The 23,739-nt window shown below is 72.4% G+C and carries 18 protein-coding genes and 1 pseudogene; 14 read left to right on the top strand and 5 right to left on the bottom strand.

Annotation, left to right across the window (positions count from 1 at the left end; genetic code table 11):
• The first annotated feature begins 4 nt into the window (after positions 1 to 4).
• The 3 genes from cysC to ABZ953_RS06220 are packed head-to-tail and all read left to right on the top strand — an operon-like array spanning position 5 to position 2,816.
• Entirely contained in the window at positions 5 to 550 is a 546-nt protein-coding gene (gene cysC, locus ABZ953_RS06210) for an adenylyl-sulfate kinase (RefSeq protein ID WP_361717525.1), read from the top strand.
• Positions 547 to 1,485: a sulfate adenylyltransferase subunit CysD gene (gene cysD, locus ABZ953_RS06215; RefSeq protein ID WP_361717528.1), complete on the top strand. Its 939-nt coding sequence runs from the start codon at positions 547 to 549 to the stop codon at positions 1,483 to 1,485. Before cysC ends, cysD begins: the two co-directional genes overlap by 4 nt.
• A gap of 2 nt (positions 1,486 to 1,487) precedes the next feature.
• Positions 1,488 to 2,816, top strand: a complete 1,329-nt coding sequence (locus ABZ953_RS06220) for a GTP-binding protein (protein ID WP_361717531.1) — start codon at positions 1,488 to 1,490, stop codon at positions 2,814 to 2,816.
• Positions 2,817 to 2,825: 9 nt separating this feature from the next.
• Here ABZ953_RS06220 and ABZ953_RS06225 read toward each other — a convergent pair whose 3' ends face one another.
• Positions 2,826 to 3,242 (bottom strand): Fur family transcriptional regulator, encoded by a 417-nt coding sequence (locus ABZ953_RS06225; RefSeq protein ID WP_361717534.1) that lies wholly within the window; start codon positions 3,240 to 3,242, stop codon positions 2,826 to 2,828.
• A 343-nt stretch (positions 3,243 to 3,585) separates the two neighbouring features.
• Here ABZ953_RS06225 and katG point away from each other — a divergent pair, with 343 nt between their 5' ends.
• The gene (gene katG / locus ABZ953_RS06230; protein WP_361717536.1) at positions 3,586 to 5,814 is read left to right on the top strand and encodes a catalase/peroxidase HPI; all 2,229 of its coding nucleotides are present in this window, start codon (positions 3,586 to 3,588) and stop codon (positions 5,812 to 5,814) included.
• A 53-nt stretch (positions 5,815 to 5,867) separates the two neighbouring features.
• On the opposite strand, the pseudogene ABZ953_RS06235 reads toward katG, so the two are convergent.
• Positions 5,868 to 6,134, bottom strand: a pseudogene (locus ABZ953_RS06235) (hypothetical protein); the annotation flags it as partial.
• Positions 6,135 to 6,311: 177 nt separating this feature from the next.
• Between ABZ953_RS06235 and ABZ953_RS06240 the strand changes: the two are divergent.
• The 3 genes from ABZ953_RS06240 (at position 6,312) to ABZ953_RS06250 (ending at position 12,009) form a co-directional block, all read left to right on the top strand.
• Positions 6,312 to 7,676 (top strand): FAD-dependent oxidoreductase, encoded by a 1,365-nt coding sequence (locus ABZ953_RS06240; protein WP_361717539.1) that lies wholly within the window; start codon positions 6,312 to 6,314, stop codon positions 7,674 to 7,676.
• Between the two features lie 194 nt (positions 7,677 to 7,870).
• The gene (locus tag ABZ953_RS06245; RefSeq protein WP_361717541.1) at positions 7,871 to 11,128 is read left to right on the top strand and encodes a BTAD domain-containing putative transcriptional regulator; all 3,258 of its coding nucleotides are present in this window, start codon (positions 7,871 to 7,873) and stop codon (positions 11,126 to 11,128) included.
• Between the two features lie 218 nt (positions 11,129 to 11,346).
• The gene (locus ABZ953_RS06250) at positions 11,347 to 12,009 is read left to right on the top strand and encodes a M15 family metallopeptidase (RefSeq protein WP_361717544.1); all 663 of its coding nucleotides are present in this window, start codon (positions 11,347 to 11,349) and stop codon (positions 12,007 to 12,009) included.
• A 22-nt stretch (positions 12,010 to 12,031) separates the two neighbouring features.
• Here the strand turns inward: ABZ953_RS06250 and ABZ953_RS06255 are convergent, their stop codons facing one another.
• Entirely contained in the window at positions 12,032 to 12,604 is a 573-nt protein-coding gene (locus ABZ953_RS06255; RefSeq protein WP_361718249.1) for a TetR/AcrR family transcriptional regulator, read from the bottom strand.
• A gap of 247 nt (positions 12,605 to 12,851) precedes the next feature.
• Here ABZ953_RS06255 and ABZ953_RS06260 point away from each other — a divergent pair, with 247 nt between their 5' ends.
• Genes ABZ953_RS06260 through ABZ953_RS06275 form a run of 4 tightly spaced genes read left to right on the top strand, consistent with a single transcriptional unit; the run spans position 12,852 to position 17,680 of the window.
• Entirely contained in the window at positions 12,852 to 13,394 is a 543-nt protein-coding gene (locus tag ABZ953_RS06260) for a 2Fe-2S iron-sulfur cluster-binding protein (RefSeq protein ID WP_361717547.1), read from the top strand.
• Positions 13,391 to 14,383, top strand: coding sequence for a xanthine dehydrogenase family protein subunit M (locus ABZ953_RS06265; protein ID WP_361717550.1), 993 nt, complete (start codon positions 13,391 to 13,393; stop codon positions 14,381 to 14,383). The genes ABZ953_RS06260 and ABZ953_RS06265 overlap by 4 nt, the downstream gene beginning before the upstream one ends.
• Positions 14,380 to 16,518, top strand: coding sequence for a xanthine dehydrogenase family protein molybdopterin-binding subunit (locus ABZ953_RS06270; protein ID WP_361717552.1), 2,139 nt, complete (start codon positions 14,380 to 14,382; stop codon positions 16,516 to 16,518). Before ABZ953_RS06265 ends, ABZ953_RS06270 begins: the two co-directional genes overlap by 4 nt.
• A complete protein-coding gene (locus ABZ953_RS06275; RefSeq protein ID WP_361717555.1) occupies positions 16,511 to 17,680 on the top strand; it encodes an XdhC/CoxI family protein in 1,170 nt (389 codons plus the stop codon). Before ABZ953_RS06270 ends, ABZ953_RS06275 begins: the two co-directional genes overlap by 8 nt.
• Positions 17,681 to 17,820: 140 nt before the next feature.
• On the opposite strand, the gene ABZ953_RS06280 is transcribed toward ABZ953_RS06275, so the two are convergent.
• On the bottom strand, positions 17,821 to 18,285 hold the full coding sequence (locus ABZ953_RS06280) for a GNAT family N-acetyltransferase (RefSeq protein WP_361717558.1): 465 nt from the start codon (positions 18,283 to 18,285) through the stop codon (positions 17,821 to 17,823).
• A gap of 175 nt (positions 18,286 to 18,460) precedes the next feature.
• On the opposite strand from ABZ953_RS06280, the gene ABZ953_RS06285 reads away from it, so the two are divergent.
• The 3 genes from ABZ953_RS06285 to ABZ953_RS06295 all read left to right on the top strand — a co-directional run bounded on the left by ABZ953_RS06285 (position 18,461) and on the right by ABZ953_RS06295 (position 21,651).
• Positions 18,461 to 19,360: an MEDS domain-containing protein gene (locus ABZ953_RS06285; protein ID WP_361717561.1), complete on the top strand. Its 900-nt coding sequence runs from the start codon at positions 18,461 to 18,463 to the stop codon at positions 19,358 to 19,360.
• Positions 19,357 to 20,334 carry a sensor histidine kinase gene (locus ABZ953_RS06290; RefSeq protein WP_361717564.1) on the top strand — a complete coding sequence of 326 codons (978 nt, stop codon included), beginning with the start codon at positions 19,357 to 19,359 and terminating at the stop codon, positions 20,332 to 20,334. Before ABZ953_RS06285 ends, ABZ953_RS06290 begins: the two co-directional genes overlap by 4 nt.
• Before the next feature lie 87 nt (positions 20,335 to 20,421).
• Positions 20,422 to 21,651, top strand: a complete 1,230-nt coding sequence (locus tag ABZ953_RS06295; RefSeq protein ID WP_361717567.1) for a carboxylesterase family protein — start codon at positions 20,422 to 20,424, stop codon at positions 21,649 to 21,651.
• A 42-nt stretch (positions 21,652 to 21,693) separates the two neighbouring features.
• Here ABZ953_RS06295 and ABZ953_RS06300 read toward each other — a convergent pair whose 3' ends face one another.
• On the bottom strand, positions 21,694 to 23,733 hold the full coding sequence (locus tag ABZ953_RS06300; protein ID WP_361717570.1) for a CocE/NonD family hydrolase: 2,040 nt from the start codon (positions 23,731 to 23,733) through the stop codon (positions 21,694 to 21,696).
• Positions 23,734 to 23,739 lie beyond the last annotated feature (6 nt).

Raw genomic sequence — 23,739 nt, forward strand, 5'->3', positions numbered from 1 at the left:
CGGCATGCCCACCACCGCCAGCGGCGGGACCGTGTGGCTGACCGGTCTGCCGAGCGCCGGGAAGACCACGATCGCTCACGCGCTGGCCGAGCGCCTGCGAGGCGAGGACCACCGGGTCGAGGTGCTCGACGGGGACGAGATCCGCGCGTTCCTCTCGGCGGGCCTCGGCTTCTCGCGCACCGACCGGCACACCAACGTGCTGCGCATCGGCTTCGTCGCCGAACTGCTCGCCTCCCACGGCGTGACGGTCCTCGTGCCGGTCATCGCGCCCTACGCGGACAGCCGGGAGGCGGTGCGCGAACGGCACCGGAGCGAGGGCACCGTATACCTGGAGGTGCACGTCGCCACTCCGGTGGCGGTCTGCTCCGAACGCGATGTGAAGGGCCTGTACGCCAAGCAGGCCGCGGGCGAGATCTCCGGCCTGACCGGGATCGACGACCCGTACGAGGAGCCCGAGTCGCCGGATCTGCGGATCGAGTCGCAGCGGCAGACCGAGCAGGAGTCCGCAGCCGCGCTGTACGCGCTGCTCGTCGAAAGGGGTCTGGCATGACGATCAGCGTGCCTTCACTGCCACACGTGACCGAAAGCCCGTACGTGCTGAGCCACCTGGACGCCCTGGAGTCCGAGGCGGTGCACATCTTCCGTGAGGTGGCGGGGGAGTTCGAGAACCCGGTGATCCTCTTCTCGGGCGGCAAGGACTCGATCGTCATGCTGCATCTGGCGCTGAAGGCGTTCGCCCCCGCGGCGATCCCCTTCTCGCTCCTGCACGTCGACACCGGGCACAATTTCTCCGAGGCGATCGAGTACCGCGACCGCGTGGTGGCCGAGCACGGCCTTCGGCTGTACGTGGCCTCGGTGCAGGAGTACATCGACGCGGGCAAGCTGCGTGAACGCCCCGACGGGACGCGCAATCCGCTGCAGACCGTGCCCCTGACGGAGAAGATCCAGAGCGAGCGGTTCGACGCGGTCTTCGGCGGCGGACGCCGTGACGAGGAGAAGGCCCGCGCCAAGGAGCGGGTGTTCTCCCTGCGCGACGAGTTCTCGCAGTGGGACCCGCGCCGTCAGCGTCCCGAGCTGTGGCAGCTCTACAACGGCCGCCACGCCCCCGGTGAGCACGTCCGCGTCTTCCCGCTCTCCAACTGGACCGAGCTGGACGTCTGGCAGTACATCGCCCGCGAGGACATCGACCTGCCCGGCATCTACTTCGCGCACGAGCGGGAGGTGTTCCGGCGCGCGGGGATGTGGCTGACCGCCGGGGAGTGGGGCGGGCCTCGCGACGACGAGCCGGTCGAGAAGCGCCTGGTGCGCTACCGCACGGTGGGCGACATGTCCTGCACAGGCGCCGTCGACTCCGGCGCGACGGACCTGGAGCAGGTCATCGCCGAGATCGCCGCCTCCCGGCTGACCGAACGAGGCGCGACCCGCGCCGACGACAAGCTGTCCGAGGCCGCGATGGAAGACCGCAAGCGCGAGGGGTACTTCTAAACATGACCACCAGCACCAGCACTGGAATCGGTACGAGTACCGGGACCGGCACCAGCACCCGCACGGACGCCGACACCGGTTCCGCCGCCGGAACACTGCGCCTCGCCACGGCCGGTTCGGTCGACGACGGCAAGTCGACCTTGGTGGGGCGCCTCCTTCACGACTCCAAGTCGATCCTGACCGACCAGCTGGAGGCCGTCGAGCGGGCCTCGCGCAGCCGGGGCGCCGCCGAACCCGACCTGGCCCTCCTGACCGACGGGCTGCGGGCCGAGCGCGAGCAGGGCATCACCATCGACGTGGCCTACCGCTATTTCGCCACCGCCCGGCGCCGGTTCATCCTCGCCGACACCCCCGGCCACGTGCAGTACACCCGCAACATGGTCACCGGCGCCTCCACCGCCGAACTGACCGTCATCCTGGTCGACGCGCGCAACGGGGTGGTCGAGCAGACCCGCCGCCACGCCGCCGTCGCCGCCCTGCTCCGCGTTCCCCACGTGGTTCTCGCGGTGAACAAGATGGACCTGGTCGACTACGCCGAGCCCGCCTTCGCGAAGATCGCCGAGGAGTTCACCGCGTACGCCACCGAGCTCGGCATACCCGAGGTCACCGCCATCCCCGTCTCCGCCCTCGCCGGCGACAACGTGGTCGACCCTTCCGCGCACATGGACTGGTACTGCGGGCCGACGGTCCTGGAGCACCTGGAGACCGTTCCGGTCGGCCACGACCCGGACGGCTGCCGGGCCCGCTTCCCCGTGCAGTACGTCATCCGCCCGCAGACCGCCGAACACCCCGACTACCGCGGCTACGCCGGACAGATCGCCGTCGGCACCTTCCGCGTCGGCGAGTCCGTGACGGTCCTGCCCTCCGGACGCACCTCCACCGTCAAGGGCATCGACCTGCTCGGCACCGCCGTCGACGTCGCGTGGTCACCCCAGTCGGTCACCCTCCTCCTGGAGGACGACATCGACGTCTCCCGCGGCGACCTCCTGGTGCCCTCCGACGGAACCCCCGCCCTCAGCCAGGACGTCGAGGCCACGGTCTGCCACGTCGCCGACACGCCCCTCACCGTCGGCCAGCGGGTGCTGCTCAAGCACACCACCCGCACCATCAAGGCCATCGTCAGAGAGATCCCGTCGCGGCTGACCCTGGAGGACCTCTCCCAGCACCCCGCCCCCGGCCGGCTCGTCGCCAACGACATCGGCCGGGTCAGGGTCCGCACCGCCGAACCGATCGCGCTGGACTCCTACGCCGACTCCCGGCGCACCGGATCCTTCCTCCTGATCGACCCCGCCGACGGCGCCACGCTCGCCGCCGGGATGCGCACCGCGTGAGCCGAGCGGTCAGGTGCCGGTGCAGTCGGGGCACCGGCCCCGGAAGGTGACCTCGGCGGCGGCGACGGTGAAGCCGTACCGCTCGGAGGGCGGCAGGTCGGCCAGCGGGTCGCCGTCGGGGCGCACGTCGCGGATGGCGCCGCAGTCCGAGCACACCAGGTGCTGGTGGGGGTGGTGGGCGTTCGGGTCGTAGCGTTTGGCGCGGCCGTCCGTGGCCACCTCGGCCACCTCGCCGAGCGCGACCAGCTCGCCGAGGGTGTTGTAGACGGTGGCGCGCGAGATCTCCGGCAGCCGGAGCGTGGCCCGGGCGAGCACCTCGTCGGCGGTGAGGTGGACGTGGTCGCCGGAGAGCACCTCGGCGACCACACGACGCTGGGCGGTCATCCGCCAGCCGCGGCCACGAAGTCGATGCAGCAGGTCACTCATGAGCACCAGCCCTAACTGTGCATAGTCCCGACGATTGACTGCGCCCGCGCCTGTCCGTCGTACTGTCCTGTCCGCCGTACTGTCCTGTCCGCCGTATTGACTTGTCTGGCATATTGACTTGGATTAAGTCCATCGTAGGATCGGTTCCGGCTGACAGCCAAGGGACAGGGCAACAGCAGGGAACTACACGTGACTTCAGGAGACGGGCCCTCCCGGCCCGGCGTCCGGATCCACGGCTCGCAGACCGCACGCGTCGCGCGCGGTCGGTCGGACCTGTGCCCCCGACTGTTCCACCACCCTCAGCTCTTGAGCACCGTGATCCGCCCCCTCCGGAAGGATTCCCATGACTGAGAACCACGACGCGATCGTCACCGACCCCAAGCCGGAGGAGACAGGGAGCGGTTGCCCTGTCGCGCGCGCGGCACACCCGACACAGGGCGGCGGGAACCGGCAGTGGTGGCCGGAACGGCTCAACCTGAAGATCCTCGCCAAGAACCCCGCCGTCGCCAACCCGCTCGGCGAGGAGTTCGACTACGCCGAGGCCTTCGAGTCCCTGGACCTCCCGGCCGTGAAGCGGGACATCGCCGAGGTCCTGACGACCTCCCAGGACTGGTGGCCCGCCGACTTCGGCAACTACGGCCCGTTCATGATCCGCATGGCCTGGCACAGCGCCGGCACCTACCGGATCAGCGACGGTCGCGGCGGCGCCGGGGCCGGACAGCAGCGCTTCGCCCCGCTCAACAGCTGGCCGGACAACGCCAGCCTTGACAAGGCCCGCCGACTGCTGTGGCCGGTCAAGAAGAAGTACGGCCAGTCGCTCTCCTGGGCCGACCTCCTGGTCCTCACCGGCAACGTGGCCCTGGAGTCGATGGGCTTGCAGACCTTCGGCTTCGGCGGCGGGCGTGCCGACGTGTGGGAGCCCGACGAGGACGTCTACTGGGGCCCGGAGACCACCTGGCTCGGCGACGAGCGCTACACCGGCGACCGCGACCTCGAAAACCCCCTCGGCGCGGTCCAGATGGGCCTCATCTACGTCAACCCCGAAGGCCCGAACGGCACTCCGGACCCGATCGCCGCGGCCCGCGACATCCGTGAGACCTTCCGCCGGATGGCGATGAACGACGAGGAGACGGTCGCCCTGATCGCGGGCGGCCACACCTTCGGCAAGACCCACGGCGCGGGCCCGGCCGACGCGGTCGGCGACGACCCCGAGGCCGCCCCGATGGAGCAGATGGGCCTCGGCTGGCAGAGCACGCACGGCACCGGCGTCGGCGCCGACGCGATCACCAGCGGTCTCGAGGGCATCTGGACCGACACCCCCACCGCCTGGGACAACAGCTTCTTCGAGATCCTCTTCGGCTACGAGTGGGAGCTGTTCAAGAGCCCCGCGGGCGCCTTCCAGTGGCGGCCGAAGGACGGCGCGGGCGCGGGCACCGTGCCGGACGCGTTCGACGCGTCGAAGACCCACGCCCCGACGATGCTGACGACCGACCTCTCGCTGCGCCTCGACCCGGTCTACGAGCCGATCTCGCGCCGCTTCAAGGAGGACCCGCAGGCGTTCGCGGACGCCTTCGCCCGGGCCTGGTTCAAGCTGACCCACCGTGACATGGGCCCGGTCGTGCGCTACCTCGGCCCGGAGGTCCCGAGCGAGACGCAGCTGTGGCAGGACCCGCTGCCCGAGGTGACGTACGAGGGCATCGGTGCCGAGGAGATCGCCGCCCTCAAGGCGCAGGTCCTCGACTCGGACCTCTCGGTGTCCCAGCTGGTGTCCACCGCGTGGGCGGCGGCCTCGTCCTTCCGCGGCAGCGACAAGCGCGGCGGCGCCAACGGCGCCCGCATCCGCCTGGAGCCGCAGCGCGGCTGGGAGGTCAACAACCCCGACCAGCTGGCGACGGTCCTGAGCTCCCTTCAGGCCATCCAGGAGTCCTTCAACTCGGCCCGCACCGACGGCAAGAAGGTCTCGCTCGCGGACCTGATCGTGCTCGCGGGCGGCGCGGCCGTCGAGCAGGCCGCCAAGGACGCCGGCTTCGCCGTCGAGGTGCCCTTCACGCCGGGCCGCGTCGACGCGTCGCAGGAGCAGACCGATGTGGAGTCGTTCGCCGCGATCGAGCCTGCGGCGGACGGGTTCCGCAACTTCGTCGGCAAGGGCAACCGTCTTCCCGCCGAGTACCTGCTGCTCGACAAGGCGAACCTGCTGACCCTGAGCGCCCCCGAGCTGACCGTCCTTGTGGGCGGCCTGCGCGTCCTGGGCGCGAACCACCAGGGCTCGAAGCTCGGCGTCCTCACCACGAACCCCGGGACGCTGACCAACGACTTCTTCGTGAACCTGCTCGACCTGGGCACGACGTGGAAGTCGACGTCCGAGGCCCAGGACACGTTCGAGGGCCGCGACGGCGCCACGGGCGAGGTCAAGTGGACCGGCAGCCGCGCCGACCTCGTCTTCGGATCGAACTCCGAGCTGCGCGCGCTCGCCGAGGTGTACGCGAGCGACGACGCGAAGGAGAAGTTCGTGACCGACTTCGTCGCGGCCTGGGCCAAGGTCATGGACCTGGACCGGTTCGACGTCGCCTGATCCGTACGTACGTAAGTCCGGGTCGGTGCCCACCTGGGCCGGCCCGGACACTCGACGGACGGGCGGCTACCCGATGTCCACCACCCGGGCCCAGGCGGGGTGCGGACGACGAGATGCAGGGGCCGTGTGCCGCGGTGGCCCACGTCGTGTTCAGCGGTCTCGTACCGGGCCGGCGCGAGGGTCAGGCCCGGCCGGAGCAGCCCGTCGGGGGCGATCCTGGGCAGGTGCCGGCGCAGCAGGTCAGGTGCCAGATGGCGGAGGTCGGAACGGAGCCGGGCGACGGTGGCTCGGCCGTGGGTGCGCGCCACGGCGCGCAGGCTGAAGCCGATGTGGCGCCGGTGCCGCGATCTGTCAGATGCCTCAAGCCTCCGGGGCGCGCTCACGCCCATAAGTCAGCCTTATGGGGTCATAAAGATGACCCGCCTACTTACTTAGGCTTGCCTTAGTTTAGGCTTTCCCTTGAGTCACTCCATTCACCGCTCGAAGGGAACCTGAACATGCCTCGCCCTCTGCGGGTAGCCATTGTCGGAGCCGGCCCCGCCGGCATTTATGCCGCCGACGCGCTGCTCAAGTCCGCGGAGGCGATCGAGCCGGGTGTGTCGATCGACCTCTTCGAGCGGATGCCGGCGCCCTTCGGCCTGATCCGTTACGGCGTGGCCCCGGACCACCCGCGGATCAAGGGCATCATCACCGCCCTGCACCAGGTGCTCGACAAGCCTCAGATCCGCCTCTTCGGCAACGTCGACTACCCGCGCGACATCAGCCTGGACGACCTGCGCGCCTTCTACGACGCGGTGATCTTCTCCACGGGCGCCACGGCCGACCGCGCGCTCGGCATACCGGGCATCGAGCTCGACGGCTCGTACGGTGCGGCGGACTTCGTCTCCTGGTACGACGGGCACCCGGACGTGCCGCGGACCTGGCCGCTCGAGGCGGAGAAGGTCGCCGTCCTCGGCGTCGGCAACGTCGCGCTCGACGTGGCGCGCATCCTCGCCAAGACCGCGGAGGAGCTGCTGCCGACCGAGATCCCGGCCAACGTGCACGAGGGCCTCAAGGCCAACAAGGCGCTGGAGGTCCACGTCTTCGGGCGCCGCGGCCCCGCGCAGGCCAAGTTCAGCCCGATGGAGCTGCGCGAGCTGGACCACTCGCCGAACATCGAGGTCATCGTCGACCCCGAGGACATCGACTACGACGACGGCTCGATCGCGACCCGGCGCGGCAACAAGCAGGCCGACATGGTCGCCAAGACCCTGGAGAACTGGGCGATCCGCGACGTCGGCGACCGGCCGCACAAGCTGTTCCTGCACTTCTTCGAGTCGCCGGTCGAGATCCTCGGCGAGGACGGCCAGGTCGTCGGCCTGCGCACCGAGCGCACCGCCCTGGACGGCACCGGCAACGTCAAGGGCACGGGCGAGTTCAAGGACTGGGACCTCGGAGCGGTCTACCGAGCGGTGGGCTACCTCTCCGACGAACTGCCGAAGCTGCCCTGGGACGTCGCGTCCGGCACGGTTCCCGACCAGGCGGGCCGCGTGATCGAGGAGAGCGGCGAGCACCTCCAGTCGACCTACGTCACCGGGTGGATCCGGCGCGGCCCGGTCGGTCTCATCGGCCACACCAAGGGCGACGCCAACGAGACCGTCGCGAGCCTGCTCGACGACCGCGCGAACGGCCGCCTGCACGCCCCGGCCTCGCCCGAGCCCGAGGCCGTCGACGCCTTCCTCCACGAGCGCAACGTCCGCTTCACCACGTGGGACGGCTGGTACCGCCTCGACGCCGCGGAGAAGGCGCTGGGCGAGCCGCACGGCCGCGAGCGCGTGAAGATCGTCGAGCGCGAGGACATGCTGAGGGCGAGCGAAGCGTAGGCCTCTGACCGGCCGAGGCGGCATCAGTCACCTCGGCCGGTACCAGTACCGGCCACGAATCACCCGCGCCGCACCCTCTGGCCACGGTGCGCCGCACGCCTCCGCCCCTGCCTTCGCTCCTCTCGCGCGGGCAACCCGTCGAGCTGGCCTGATTCCCCTTGCGGCAGGGCGAGTCGAGGCCGTCGCGTCGTAGCATGACCAGTCGGTCGGGGACCGGGGGCGGTGCGGGGCAGGGACCCATGGAGCTGGGCGTGGACACGGCCATGCACTTCCGCTTGCTCGGGCCGGTCGAGGCCTGGCGTGCGGGTCGGCGTCTCGCTCTCGGCGGGCCCAAGCCCCGGGCGCTGCTCGCCGCGCTGCTCCTGGAGCCGGGGCGGGTGGTCTCCGCCGAGGCGCTGGTCGACGTGATCTGGGGGGACAGGCCGCCGGACACGGCGAGATCCCTGATCCAGTCGTACGTCTCCGCACTGCGCCGCGCCCTGCCCGCCGACGTCATCGAGACAAGACCGCCGGGCTACCTGATCCACGCGGACGCCGACCTCGTCGACCGCGCCGCGTTCCAACGGCTCTCCGCGGCGGGCCGGGAGGCGGCGGCCACCGGGGACCACGGGGCGGCGGCCCGGTTGCTCACCGACGCCCTGGCGCTGTGGCGGGGCCCCGCCCTCGGGGGGATCGGCGAGACGCTGCGCGCCACGGCAGATCAGCTGGAGGAGGCCCGGCAGGCGGCTCTGGAGGAGCGGATCGCCGCGGACCTCGCGCGGACGGGCCGCGAGACGGAGCTGGTCGGCGAGCTCACCGCCCTCGTCGCCACACACCCCACCCGCGAGCGACTGCGCGCCCAACTGATGCTCTCCCTCTACCGGTTGGGGCGGCAGGCCGACGCGCTCGCGGTCTACGGGGAGGGCCGCGACGTACTCGCAGAGGAGCTGGGGCTCGACCCGGGGCCGGTCCTCAGATCGATGCACGAGGCGATCCTGCGGGCGGACGCGGCGCTGCTCCCCACGGCTCCGCAGGGCACGCCCTCATCGACGCCAAGGGCCACGAACACGCCCGCCCCCGCCGGCCCCACCGGTGAGCCCGGCACCACGCACACCCGCAGCACCGTCACCGCCCCCGCGTCCGAAGGCCTCGCCTCCCACTCCTTCGCCCACGACATCGGCCCGACGGCCGTCGACTGCCCGCCACCCGCCCCGGCCCTCCTGCCACCCGCCATCGGAGACTTCACCGGACGCGAGGCGCAGCTGCGCGAGGTGCGGGCCGCGCTCACGGCGCCCGGCCCGCGGCAGGCCGTTCCCGTCGTCGTCATCTCCGGACCCGGCGGTGTCGGCAAGTCCGTCCTCGGCGTCACCGCCGCGCACCGGGTCGCCGACGCGTACCCCGACGGCCAGCTCTACGCCGAACTCCGGGGCGCCACCGACCCCGTGGCGCCCGGCGAGGTGCTCGGCCGGCTGCTGCGCGCCCTGGGCGCCGAACCGCCGGAAGGGGACGCCGAGCGCAGGGACCTGTTCCGCAGCCTCGTCGCGGGACGCCGCGTCCTGCTCGTCCTCGACGACGCGGGCAGCGAGTCGCAGGTGCGGCCGGTGCTGCCGGGCAGCGCCAGCTGCGGGGTGCTGATCACCGCGCGTGCCCGCCTCGGCGCCCTGCCCTGCACGCACCGCACCGATCTCGACGTGCTCGGCACGGAGCCGGGCATCGACCTGCTCGCCCGGGTCGCGGGTGAACGGCGCGTGAGCGACGACCCCGCGGCGGCCCGCCGCATCGTCGAGCTGTGCGGCGGCCTCCCCCTGGCGCTGCGCATCGCGGGAGCCCGCCTCGCGACCCGCAGTCACTGGTCGGCGCGTACGCTCGCCGACCGCCTCGCCGACGAGCACCACCGCCTGGACGAACTGTCCGTCGGCGACCTGGAGGTCCGGGCGGGCCTCGGCCTGAGCTACCGCGCCCTCGACGCCCCGGCCCGCACCGCCCTGCGCCGCCTCGGCCTGCTCGCCGCGCCCGACGTCGCGTCCTGGGTCGTCGCCGCGCTGCTCGACGCGCCGGAAGCCGACGCGGAGGGCGTCGTGGAGCAGCTCATCGACGCCCAACTGCTGCACTGCACGCTCGTGGACCGCGCGGGCCAGCCCCGCTACCGTCCGCACGATCTCGTACGCGTCTACGCGGCCGAACGCGCCGAGGCCGAGGACACCCCCGCCGAACGGTCCGCCGCCGTCGGCAGGGCGCTCGGCGCCGGGCTCTGGCTCACCGGCCGCGTCGCGTCCGCCATTCCGTCCGGCGCGGTCGAACTGCACCGCGGGTTCCTGGACTCGGGCGACCCGGCGAGCGCGGGCTCCGGCGCCCTGCGCCGCCTCGTGCGGCCGGTCGGGCCCGAGGCCACCCGGCGGGCGCTCGCCGACCCGGCCGCCTGGTTCGAGGCCGAGGCCGACGCGTTCGCCGCCGCCGTGGAGCGGGCCGCGTCCTTCGATCTGCACACCCTGGCCTGCGAGGCCGCGGCCGCCCTGTGCTCCTCCGCGTACGCGGTCGGCAACCGCTTCGAGGCCTGGTGGCGCAGCCACGATGCCGCCCTGGCCGCCGCCCGGCGGGCCGAGGACCGCTCCGGTGAGGCCCTGCTGCTCATCGGGCTCGGACAACTCCGTTATGAGCAGGACCGGTTCGGTGAGTCACAGGAGTACTTCCGGCAGGCGGCCGGCATCTGCGCCGACCTCGGGGACGCCCGCGGGCGGGCCGCCGCCCTCGCCGGACTCGGCAGCGCCCTGCGCGAGGCGGGACGGCTGCGTGCCGCGCTGGACGTCCTGACGCGGGCCGTCGACGGTTTCCGCGGGCTCGGCGACGACCCGGGGCTCGGACTCTCCTGCCGTTTCGCGGGCACGGTCCACCTCGAACTCGGCGACCGCGACGCGGCGTTCACCCTCCTCGACGAGTCGCTGCGGGCCTACCGCAGACTCGGCAGCCGACGCGGTGAGGCCCTCACGCTGCGATCGCTGAGCCTGGTGCACCGGTCGCTCGGCGCCTATGCCGAGGCCGAGCAGCTCGCCGACCGGGCCGTGGCCCTGCTCACCGCCATCGGGGACCAGCTGATGTCGGCGTACGCGGTGCAGGCCCGGGCCAAATGCCGGATGCGCCTCGGGCGTACGCACGAAGCGGCCGTCGAGCTGCGGCGCGTCCTGGACATCTGTCGCGCCCACCACGACCGCTTCGGTGAGGCGCTCGCCCTGCGCACGCTCGGCGAATGCGAGCTGGCCGACGGGCGCGTCGCCGAGGCCGCGCGGCGCCTCACCGCGGCGGCCGGACTCTGGGCGGCCCTGGACCTGCCCCTGGCCTGTGCCCGTACCCTCCGCGATCTCGCCGCGGCGCGGGAGGCGGCGGGCGAGCGGGCGGACGCGCTCGCGTTACGGGCGGAGGCGCGGGGCGTCTTCGCGGCGTACGAGGCACGCGAGCTGACCGAGCCCGGCATCTGAACGGACCGTACCGACGGTACCGACCGTACCGACAGCCCGATTGGCGCGGATTTGCAGAGGAATTACAGCGCACTGCGGCAGTGTCTTCGTGTCGGCGGTTCAGCGGCCGGCAGCAACGGCGGATCTAACGGGGGAGAGGCCACTGTTGCTCTCGCGGCCCATACGACCGAGCAGTCGGCCGTATGGGCCGTCTGTCGCGTGGGCCGAAGGGGCCGAGCATGCCGCCGATCATCCTCATGAACGGCCCCCGGGTCGTCGACATCCCCGTACACGACTGCGGTGAGCCCCTCATCGACCTGCGCCACCTGCCGTTCGTGGACGTCGACGACCGCCTCGCCGACCCGGCCGGTGCGTACGCCCAACTGCGCGAGGGCGTCGCGTGGCGGCTCGCCCGCGCCGCCCGGCTGCTGCCCGAGGGCCTGCGCCTGCTGATCACCGAGGGGTACCGGCCGATCGACCTGCAGATCAAGTACTTCGAGGAGTACGTGGCCGAACTCAGACGCGCCCACCCCGACTGGACGGGGAACCACCTCCACCGCCAGGCGAGCCGCTCGCTGTCGCCGCCGGAAGTGGCCCCGCACGTCGCGGGCGCCGCCGTCGACGTCACCCTGCGCACCGCGAGCGGCACCGAACTCGACCTCGGCACACCGGTGAACGCCGGCCCCGAGGAGAGCGGCGGCGACTGCTACACCGACGCCGACGACATCTCCTCCACGGCCCGCCGCAATCGCCGTACCCTGACGGCGGCCCTGGCCACCGTGGGCCTCGTCAACTACCCCACGGAGTGGTGGCACTGGTCCTACGGCGACCGCTACTGGGCCCTCACCACGAACAGCCCTCGGGCCCACTACGACGCGGTGACCTTCCACGCCTCGCAGTGATCAGTGATCAGTGATCGCCGACTCAGCGCCCCGGCGCGCCGGCCCGCAGTCCGTCCATGACGAGGTCCATGAGGCGCCCGGCCCGGCTCTCCCAGTCGCTGTGCGGATCGATCTGCCAGAGACCGGCGATGGCGAGCAGGAAGTCGTCGGGGGTCACGCCCGGCCGGATCGTCCCGGCGTCCTCGTTCGCCTTGAGCAGGAGCGCGATGGCCTCGGTCAGCGGTCCGGGGCCCACCCCGGCCATGCTGGTGAGCGTGCTCGTGGCCTTGCGTATGGCGTCGGCGAGACCGGCCTTGGCCATGCCGAACCGGACGAGGCGGTCCATCCACTCCCGCAGGGCCCGGTCGGGGGGCTGGCTCGCCAGCAACTGGCAGGCGGCGTCGCGGACGTGCTGGACCTCGTAGCGGTACACCTCGAGGACGAGCGACTCGCGGTTGGGGAAGTTGCGGTAGAACGTGCCCTGCCCGACGCCCGCCTTCTTCGCGATCACGCTGAGCGGCGCGTCGCTCGACCGCGTCAGCTCCGCCAGGGCGACGTCGAGGATCCGTTCCCGGTTGCGCTGCGCGTCCGAGCGCAGGGGCGATTTCTTGTGCAGGTCCACCGCTCTCCTTCCGCTTTCACGCAGCACGGCCTGGTTGTGCCTTGCTGAGCGGACAACTGTCCGCTAAGTTCAATGACTAACGGACATCTGTCCGCTTAGGCTCACCATACCGGCATACGCGGCTGCTGGGGACCCCTGCCGCCGCAGCGGCCGAGTGCCCTCTTCCTGTACAGCGCCATTTCCTCCCGAATTCCCCGCCGGGACCGCCTCGTTCGACGCGATTCGCGAAAGAAGGCTGCTCATGGCTCCATCGACGTCCAGTGCCGTCACCCTGAACATCAACGGTGAGAAGCACACACTGTCCGTCGACCACCGCACCACGCTGCTCGACGCCCTGCGCGAGCGGCTCGATCTGACCGGTACCAAGAAGGGCTGTGACCAAGGCCAGTGCGGGGCCTGCACAGTGCTCATCGACGGCCGTCGCGCCGTCTCCTGTCTGCAACTCGCCGTCGCGGCCGAGGGGCGTGTCATCACCACGATCGAGGGGGTCGCGGACGGCGACCGGCTGCACCCCGTGCAGCAGGCCTTCCTCGACCTCGACGGCTTCCAGTGCGGCTACTGCACGCCGGGGCAGATCTGTTCCGCCCTCGGCGCGCTCCAGGAGCACGCCGACGGCTGGCCGAGCGCCGCCACCACCGACGTGCGGCCCGAGGCGGGCGTGCCCGAGCTCACCGCCGAGGAGATCCGCGAGCGGATGAGCGGCAACCTGTGCCGCTGCGGCGCGTATGTGTCGATCGTGCAGGCCGTCGCGAAGGCGGCGCGCGCCGAGGAGGAAGCGGTATGAGGGACTTCGGCTACCAGCGGGTGTACGACGTGCCGGGTGCGGTCGCCGTGCTCGGCGCCGACCCCGACGCCCGCTACCTCGGCGGTGGCACCAACCTCGTCGACCTGATGAAGACCGGCGTCGAGCGACCCGCGCTCCTGGTCGACGTACGCGAACTGCCCCTGGACACCATCGAGACCACCGAGGACGGCGGGCTGCGCGTCGGCGCGACCGTCACCAACAGCGACCTCGCCGCCCACCCGGAAGTGCGGCGCCGCTACCCGGCGTTGGCGCAAGCGGTCCTCGCGGGCGCCTCGGGCCAGCTGCGCAACATGGCGACGGTGGGCGGGAACCTCCTCCAGCGCACCCGCTGCGGCTACTTCACCGACCTGAGCAAGCCCTGCAACAAGCGCGCACCCGGCACGGGCTGTTCCGCCGTCGAGGGCGAGCACCACAACCACGCGATCCTCGGCGCCACCGAGCACTGTGTGGCCGTCCACCCCTCGGACATGGGCGTGGCCCTCGCCGCCTTCGACGCCGTCGTCCACTACGAATCGGCGGCCGGTCCGGGCGAGTTGCCCATCGCCGACTTCTACCTGCCGGTGGGCGACACGCCGCACCTGGAGACCGCCCTGCCGTCCGGCGCGCTGATCACCGGCGTGACCCTGCCGCCCGCCCCGGTCGCGGCCGTGTCCCGCTACCGCAAGGTGCGCGAGCGCGCCTCCTACGCCTTCGCCATCGGCTCGATCGCCGCGGCCCTCGACGTGCGCGACGGCGTCGTACAGGACGTGCGCATCGGCATCGGCGCGGTCGCGTCCCGGCCGTGGCGGGCCCGGACGGCCGAGGCCGCGCTGACCGGCGGTCCGGCGAGCGCCGCCGCGTTCGCCGCCGCGGCCGACGCCGAACTGGCGGCCGCCCGCGCCCTGCCCCACAACGGCTACAAGGTGACGCTGACGCGCAACCTCGTCGTGGCCCTGCTGACCGAACTCACCGAGGAGGCCGCCCGATGACCACGACCACCGCAACCACCGCGGTGACGGGCGCCGTCGGCACCGCGCACACCCGCGTCGAGGGCCGCGACAAGGTCACCGGCGCGGCCCGCTACGCGGGCGAGATCCCCTTCGCCGGCCTCGCCCACGGCTGGCTCGTGCCGTCCACGATCGCCCGCGGCCGGATCCGCTCGGTAGAGGTGGAGCCCGTACTCGCCCTGCCCGGCGTCCTCGCCGTGCTGCACCACGGGAACGCGCCGCGGGTCGACGCGGACTACGTGGGCATGCTGGGGCTGCCCGACCCCGTTGTCGCGGTCTTCCAGCACGACCGGGTGCCCTTCGTGGGCTGGCCGGTGGCGCTGGTCGTCGCCGAGACGTCCGAACAGGCCAGGGAGGCCGCCGAGGCGCTGGTGGTCCAGTACGACCAGGAGCCGCACGACGTCGCCTTCTCCGCCGACCGTCCGGGCACGTACACGCCGGACGGTGCTGACAACCGTACGGAAAAGGGCGACCTGGACGCCCAACTCGCCGCGTCCGCCCACGTCGTGGACGCCGAGTACACCACGCCCGAGGAGCACCACAGCGCGATGGAGCCGCACGCGGCGACGGCGCGCTGGGACGGCGGGCGCCTGGAGGTCGTCGACTCCAACCAGGGCAGCACCTGGGTCGCGGACGAGCTGGCGAAGCTGTTCTCGCTCGACCTGGCTTCGGTGCGGGTGGTCTCCGAGCATGTCGGCGGCGCCTTCGGGTCCAAGGGGCTGCGGGTCCACCAGGTCCTCGCCGTGATGGCGGCCACCGTGCTCGACCGGCCCGTCCGCGTCGTACTGACCCGCCGTCAGCTCTTCTCGCTCGTCGGCTACCGCAGCCCCACCACGCAGCGCATGCGGCTCGGCGCCGACCCGGACGGCCGGCTCCGCGCCTTCGACCACCAGGCGCAGAGCCTGTCGTCGAGCGTGTACGAGTTCGTCGAGGCGAGCGCCGGGTACGGGCGTTCGATGTACGCCGCCGACGCGCACCACACCGTCAACCGTCTCGTACGCCTCGACGTGCCGACACCGACCTATGTGCGTGCCCCGGGCGAGGCGCCCGGCTCCTTCGCGGTGGAGTCCGCGCTCGACGAGCTCGCGGAGAAGTGCGGCATGGACCCCATCGCGCTGCGGGTCCGCAACGAACCGGACGTCGGCCCCGTCTCAGGGCTGCCGTTCAGCAGCCGCAATCTGCTGACGTGCTACGAGGAGGGCGCCCGCAGGTTCGGCTGGGCGGACCGCGATCCGCGACCCGGGCTGCGCCGGGAGGGGCGCTGGCTGCTCGGCACCGGCACGGCCGCGGCCACCTTCCCGGTACTCGTCGCCCCCAGTACGGCGGCGGTGACGGCGGAGGCCGACGGCACCTACACCGTGCGCATCACCGCGGCGGACGTCGGCACCGGCGCGCGGACCGCGCTCACCCTGATCGCCGCGGACGCCCTCGACGTGGCGACGGACCGGGTGCGCGTACGGATCGCCGACAGCGACTTCGGCCCCGCGATGATCGCGGGCGGTTCCATGGGCACCAGGTCCTGGGGCTGGGCGATCACCCTCGCCGCCCGCGGGTTGCGGGAGAAGCTGGTTCCCGGCGGGCACATTCCGCCGGAAGGCATCACCGTACGCTCGGACACCAGCGACGCGATCGGCGCCCTCACACAGAAGGAACGGCACTCCTTCGGCGCCCAGTTCGCCGAGGTCGCCGTGGACGTCACCAGCGGCGAGGTGCGGGTGCGGCGCATGCTCGGCATCTTCGCCGCAGGCCGGATCGTCAACCCGCTGACCGCGCGCAGCCAGCTGATCGGCGGCATGATCTGGGGCCTGTCGATGGCGCTGCACGAGGAGGCCGTCAGGGACGCGGCGTCGGGCGGGCTCGTGGGCCCCGACCTCGCGGGCTACCACGTCGCCACACACGCCGACGTGCCGCACATCGAGGCGGACTGGGTGGCCGACCCGGACGCCGACGACCCGGTCGGCATCAAGGGCATCGGCGAGATCGGGATCGTGGGCGCCGCGGCGGCGGTCGCCAACGCGGTCTGGCACGCGACGGGCGTCCGCCACCGGGCGCTTCCCATCCGCCCCGACCGCGTGCTGCGGGCGGCGGCCGAGTCCGGGGACGCCACGCGTGCTTGACATCGCCGATGACCTGCACCGCTGGGTCGAGGAGGGCAGGGACTTCGCCGTCGCCACGGTCGTGAGCGTCGGGGGCAGCGCGCCGCGCGGTCCCGGCGCCGCGCTGGCCGTCGACGGCGAAGGCACCGTGATCGGCTCGGTCTCCGGCGGCTGCGTGGAGGCGGCGGTCTACGACCTGTGCGTCCAGGCCCTTCAGGAGGGCGAGGCCGTCGTCGAGCGGTTCGGCTACAGCGACGAGGACGCCTTCGCCGTCGGCCTCACCTGCGGAGGCGTCATCGAGGTCCTGGTCGCCCCGGTGGCCGCGGACGCACCGGACAGGGCGGTGTTCGCCGCCGCCCTGTCCGCCGCGGCGCGCGGCGGGGCGGCGGCCCTGGCCCGGGTGTTCAGGGGCCCGGCCGAACTCCTCGGCAGACCGCTCCTGGTGACCCCCGCCAGTTCGGATGGGCGCCGGGCCGGACCGTACGAAGGCACCCTGGGCGGCCACCGCGAGCTGGACCGGACCGCGGTCGGGGAGAGCCGTGCCCTCCTTGCCGCGGGCCGCACCGGAGAGTTCGTCGTCTCCGCGAGCGGTGCGCACTGCGGGAGCGAGGTGACGGTCCTCGTCGAGTCGAGCACGCCGCCACCCCGCATGATCGTCTTCGGTGCCGTCGACTTCGCGGCGGCGCTGGTCCGCGCGGGCAAGTTCCTCGGCTACCACGTGACGGTCTGCGACGCCCGGCCCGTCTTCGCCACCCGGGCCCGCTTCCCGGAGGCCGACGACATCGTGATCGAGTGGCCGCACCGCTACCTCCGGGACACGGCCACGGACAGCCGCACCGTCCTGTGCGTCCTCACCCACGACGCCAAGTTCGACGTGCCGCTCCTCACGGCGGCGCTGCGGCTGCCCGTCGCGTTCGTCGGCGCGATGGGTTCGCGCCGCACGCACGAGGACCGCAACCGCAGGCTGCGTGAGGAGGGCGTCACCGAGGACGAACTCTCCCGGCTCCGCTCGCCCATCGGCCTCGACCTCGGGGCCCGCACACCCGAGGAGACGGCCCTGTCCATCGCGGCGGAGATCGTCGCGGCGCGCCAGGGCGGCACGGGCCGCCCCCTGACGGGCGCCCGGACACCGATCCACCACGACACCTCCGACGGCTCGGCGCGGAGACGGGCGGTGGCCTGACCGTCCTGAGAGGATCGGCCATGCAGATCAACGCGCTCATCATCGACGCCACCGACCAAGCCGCCGGACGTGGGCTGGAGGGGTACGCCGACGGCGGGTTCGGCTGACAACTGCCCCGAGCTGACAACTGCCCCGAGAGGTCAGTCCAGTTCAAGCACCCCCACCGTCTGGCCCCCACTGGTCTCTCCGGTCGGCCGGAACCCGAGCCCCAGATAGAAGGCTTCCGGACCGTCAGTTCCGGGATGCCAGGTGACCGTCAGGCGTGTGCCGCCCCGGCGCCGGATCTCGGCCGCCACGGACCGCACCGCGAAGCGTCCGTAGCCGCGGCCCTGCCGGTCGGCCGCGATGTTGAGCCGCCAGAGCCCGGAGCGGAAATCGGTGCCCTTCCCGGTCCAGTCGATCTCGAAGAAGGCCATGAGGAAACCGACGACCTCGTCGCCGTCACAGATGAGCCGGGGCCACGCGACACCGGGGTGCACATACGCCTCGGCCAGGGACTTCACCACGGGTGCCACCAGGTGCTCCTGGTCGGGGCGGACCCGCAGGCCGATCGCGGACTCGAAGGTGTCGGGAGTTACTTCCCGCAGCTGCAGTGACGTGGGCATGTTCGAACCCTAAGGAGGGCCGCAAGTGGTTTTTGCCGACCGGAACCGCCATGCTCTTCCCCGCCCGGCCTGACGCCGCCCACCGAGGCCGTTCCGGAGGGCTCCGCAGGTGCGTAACGTGTAATCGTCCAGCCACATCGGGTAGCGGTGCGGCGGGCGTCGGCGGAGGGGGTGCATGAGAATGGGCGTGGCTCCTGCCCTGCGGGCCGTGGGGCAGATGCGGCCAGGGGATCACCTCTTCCTCGGCTACGGAACGGACGAGGAACGCGCGGCGGTACTTGGCACCTTTTTCATGGACGGCCTGGCGGGCGGGCAGTGCGGGCTGTTCCTGACGTCGGCCGAGGAACCGGCGGCCGCCCTGCTCGGGGTCCTGGGCCGCGAGGGGTGCGACGTGGCGGGGGCGCTCGACGCGGGCAGGCTGCGGGCGAGGTCCCGGCTGAGCGTGAGCGGGGGAGCGCGCGGCATCGGTGAACTCGTGTGCCGCGAGGCCGAGTCCGCGACGGCCGACGGCTTTCTCGGGCTGCGGGTCGCCCTCGATGTGGCGTCGGCCCGTGCCGACCTACCGCCCGAGGCGCTCTGCGAGGCCGAGCGGCTGCTCGACCCCGCCTTCGCGACGCTGCCCGCACTCGGGCTGTGCCTGTACGACCGCCGCCTCTTCGGCCCGCACGAACTGACCGCGCTCGATGCCCTGCACCACGGCAGGGCCGTCGCCGACGACGTCTGGCAGGACGAACTGCTGCGCATCACCCGGACGTTCACGCCACCCGGCCTCGCCCTGTGCGGTGAGATCGACGACAGCAACGTCACCGCGGTGGCCCGCGCGCTGCACGCCGAGACCGAGCGCGCCACCGAGCGGACCGACGACCCGCACCGGACCCGGCTCGACGTGCGCGACCTCACCTTCATCGACGTGTGCGCGCTGCGCCTGTTCGTCTTCACCGGCGTCGCCCTGTACGCGCTGGGCGGCGGCCTGGTCCTCGACGGCATCGCCCCGCATCTGCGCCGGGTCATGCGCGTCACCGGCTGGGACCGGATGCCCGGCCTGGACATGGGAAAGGGACGCGAAGAGACATGACGCGCACCGGCTTCGTCCATCAGGCGCTGTGCTACGCCTCGGACGAGGAGTTCCTTTCCGGCACGGCCGGTTTCGTCCGGGACGGTCTCGCGGCGGGTGACGCGGTGCTCGCCGTCGTCGGACGGGACAACATCACGCTGCTGCGGGACGCCCTCGGCCGCGCTGCGCGGGACGTCGACTTCGTCGACGCCCTGGACTGGTACCACTTCCCGTCCCGCACCCTCGGCCGCTACAACGACTACTGCACCGAGCACGACGAGGGCGGCACGCGGCGCGTCCGCGTCATCGGCGAGCCGGTCTGGACGGGGCGCACGGCCGTCGAGACCCGGGAGTGGATGCGCTACGAGTCGCTGATCAACGTGGCGTTCGCCGACTCGGGTCACTGGATCGTGTGCCCCTACGACGCCCGCACCCTGCCCGACGACGTGCTCACGACCGCGCGGAACACCCACCCCGAAGTGACCGCGGGCCCCGAAGGACCGGCCTCCGGCGGCCAGTACACCGACCCGGCCGACTTCTACGCCGAGTGCGACGAACGGGCACGCTCCGCACCCGGAGTGGCCGAACCCTCCGCGTCGGCCCGCTCGGTCTCCTTCGCCCGGGGCGAGTCGGTGGCGGTGCGCCTCGCCGTCGCCGAGTACGCCCGCCGCTGCCGGGTCGCCGAGGACCGCGCACGCGACATGGTCGCCGCTGTGCACGAAGCGGTGGTGAACGCGGTCCGGTTCGGCGGCGGCCGGGGTGTGCTGCGTCTGTGGTGCGACTCCGACTGGATCGTCTGTGAGGTGGCCGACGCCGGGTGCGGCCGGTCCGGCCACCCGGGGGACAGGGGGGACACGGGATATCCGGGACACATTCCGCCCGCGCCGGGGGCCGCGAGCGGTCATGGCCTGTGGGTCGTACGGCAGTTGAGCGACCTCGTCACCGAACGCTTCGGCCCGCGGGGCGCGGTGTTACGGATCCACTTCCGGCGCTGAGCGGCGGCATGCGCGTCAGTGGCGCTGATCCGTCCGGTGGCGGAGACTTCGCCGAGCAGCTGTACGCGCCACGGAAGGTGGGCAAGGATGACCGACTCGACGACGCTCCGTGCACAAGTGGTCCGCACCGGACCGATTCGTTACGCCACGGCGGAACGTTTCGCCCGGCCGTTCCCGGTGGCGGAGAGCGATCCCCGCCCGTCCAGCGGCGAGATCGCCCCGCAACCCCCTTCCCGGCTCGACGCCGTGATGGGATCGCCGCGCGACGACCACCCGCAGGGCGAGGACTGCCTGAACCTGTCGATCACCACACCGGCGAGGGACTCGCGGGCGAGACCGGTGCTGGTGTGGCTGCACGGCGGCGGGTTCAGCAGCGGCGCGGGTCTGCTGGAGTGGTACGACGGAGGCGCGCTGGCCGCCGAGGGCGACGTGGTCGTCGTCGGCGTCAACTACCGCCTGGGCGCGCTGGGTTACCTGTGCCTCGACGGGGTGAGCGAAGGCAACCTCGGCCTGTACGACCAGGTGGAGGCGTTGCGCTGGGTGCGCGCGCACATCGCCGCGTACGGCGGCGACCCGGCGGACGTCACGGTGATCGGCCAGTCCGCCGGCGGCATCTCGGTCCGCCTGCTGACGCGACTGCCCGAAGCCCGCGGCCTCTTCCGCCGCGCGATTCTGCAGAGCGCCCCGATCGACATCACCGCGCGCCCCCACGAGGAGTCCCTCGAACTCGGCCGGATCTTCGCCGAGGCGCTCGACGGCGACCCGCACACGGCCGACCTCCCCGCGATCCTTGCGGCGCAGAACGAGACGGCGCTGACCCACCTGCGGAGGTCGGGCCGGACGATGGAACCCGCCTTCATGCCGGTCGAGGGCATCGCTCCGTTTCCCGGCCCGCAGGACAGGGCCGACGAGAACGTACGTGACATCGATGTCCTGTACGGCTGGAACGCCGACGACATGATCGTGTTCTGCCGGGACGACGACGATCCGGCGAAGCGGACCCGCGAGGTGTACGAAGTCCCTCTCGCCCGCTTCGGGGCGAGTCTGGTCCGTGCCGGAGCCCGGGCGCACGCGTACCGGCTCGACTGGTGCCCCGCCGGGTCCCCCTTCGGCGCCGCCCACTGCCTCGAACTGCCCCTGCTCTTCGGCACCCGCGACGCCTGGCGATCGTCCCCGATGCTGGGGGACACCCCATGGGAGGAGACCGACCGGCTCGGCAAGGCCGTGCGCGCCACTTGGGTCGCCTTCGCCCGCACGGGCGTGCCGGGCGCCCTGCCGGCGCCTCTGGTCGAGGTGCCGGTGCCCGGACCGTCATGAGCTCACGGGCCGTGGCAGGGGGGCGCCCGGGGTGGGGGCGGGTCAGAGCCCGTCGCGCGGCAGGGTCTCGTTCCAGGTGCGGGAGAAGACCCGGCGCTCCCCCTCGTAACCGTCGAGTGTCGCGTCGACGAAGAACTGGTCCTCGTCGCACGTCAGCACCGTGCGGGTCCGCACGCTCACGTCCCAGTCGCCGCGTCGGAACCGCATCGTCCAGTCCGATTCACCGCCCACCGAGGTGAAGTCGTCCCCGGTCGCGGTGTACCGCTCGTAGGCCCGGCAGCCGACGTCGAGGCCGATCTCCTCGTAGCGCACGGTGCCGCGGTCCTTGACGATCTCCAGGGCCCAGTCGTATCCGATCAGGTCCCGCTTGACCTCCCAGCGCTGGTCCGGCTGCGTGAGCTGGGTGGTGGTGAGCGGCCGGGTGCCCTCCGGTTCGCCGAAGGGGCGCTGCGGGGCGCCGTCCGGTTCGGCGGTCGGGCGCACCGGCAGGCGCAGCGCGCTGGACCCCTCGTACACGCTGAGCAGCACGGGCCGGGGCGGGGGCCAGGCCAGCGGCCAGTAGGAGGTGGACAGGGAGAGCCGGATGCGGTGGCCGGGCGGGAACGACTGGGCGACGCCGTTGAGCTGGAGGGTCGCCCGGTAACGGCGGCCCGGCTCGAGGAGTTCGGGCTCGCCGGTGCCGTCCCTGCGGGTCAGGTTGAGCACGCCGTAGGTGACCCGGGTGGCGCTCCCGTCGGGGGCGATGTCGGAGATGCGCGCGGCGACGGTGGCCACCGGCTCGCTGACCGACAGGTCGAGCTCCACGGCGGGCGAGCCGAGGATCTCCACGGTCTCGGTCAGCTCGGGGGAGTCGAAGACCAGCGATCCGCCGTCCTCCTCGCGCTGGTCGTAGGGCAGGTCGGGCGGCGCGTTGTAGGACGCCCACTTGCCGGCGAACTGTCCGACGGACAGCGGGGACTGCACGGTCATGGCCTCGCCCTCCGGCGCCCCTGCCTTCTCCGCGTCCTCCGGCATGGCGATGCGGTGCCGCAGCAGCGGGTGGCTGACCTGCTCGATGTGCGGCGAGGGCCAGTCCCGCTCGGCGACCCAGCGTCCGGGCCGCTCCTCGTACGACGTGGACGGCGGCACGCTCTCCTGCATCCAGGCCTGCAGCATCGGGCCGTCCATCACTCCGTTGTCCTCGCCCTTGAGCCAGTGGTCCCACCAGCGCACCACCTCCTGCAGGTAGCCGATGGCGGGGCCGGGCTCGCCCAGGTGCGGGTACTTGTGCGACCAGGGGCCGATGAGGCCCTTGCGGGGGACGTCGAGGTGGCCGAGGAGACGGGTCACGGCGTTGGAGTAGCCGTCCGCCCAGCCGCTCGAGGCGAGGACGGGGCAGCGGACGTCCTGGTAGTTCTCGCAGACCGAGGCGTGCCGCCAATACGCGTCGCGGCGCTGGTGGCGCAGCCACTCCAGGACCCAGGGCCTGGCGTTGTCGAGCCGCTCCTGCCACATGTCGCGCCAGCGGTCGCCGACCACCGCCGGGTCCGGCGGGCAGGTGGCGTAGGCGAACATGGTGCCCGCCTCGGCGAGGTTGTCCGACAGCATGGCGCCGCCCATGTAGTGCATGTCGTCGGCATACCGGTCGTCCGTGAACGAGGAGATGACGACGGCGCGCAGGCTCGGCGGCCGCCGGGCCGCCACCTGCAGCGCGGCGAACGCGCCCCAGGAGATGCCCATCATGCCGGTGGCCCCGTCGCACCAGGGCTGCTCCGCCAGCCAGGCGAGCACTTCCTCGGCATCGGTCTGTTCCTGCTCCAGATACTCGTCCGTGAGCAGGCCCTCGGACTCGCCGGTCCCGCGCAGATCCACCCGCACGCACGCGTACCCGTGCCCCGCGATGTAGGGGTGGTGCATCGAGTCCCGCTGGGAGCTCAGATCGCGTTTGCGGTACGGGATGTACTCCAGGACCGCCGGCACCGGAGCGTCGTCCGAGGACGTGGGACGCCAGATGCGGGCCGACAGCCGGATGCCGTCGGACATGGGGATGACGACGTGTTCTTCTTCTTTCGTCGCGTACGGGAGATTGTCCACGTAGCGCATGGGGCC

The sequence above is a fragment of the Streptomyces sp. NPDC046465 genome (assembly GCF_040646035.1).
Classification (GTDB): Bacteria; Actinomycetota; Actinomycetes; order Streptomycetales; family Streptomycetaceae; genus Streptomyces.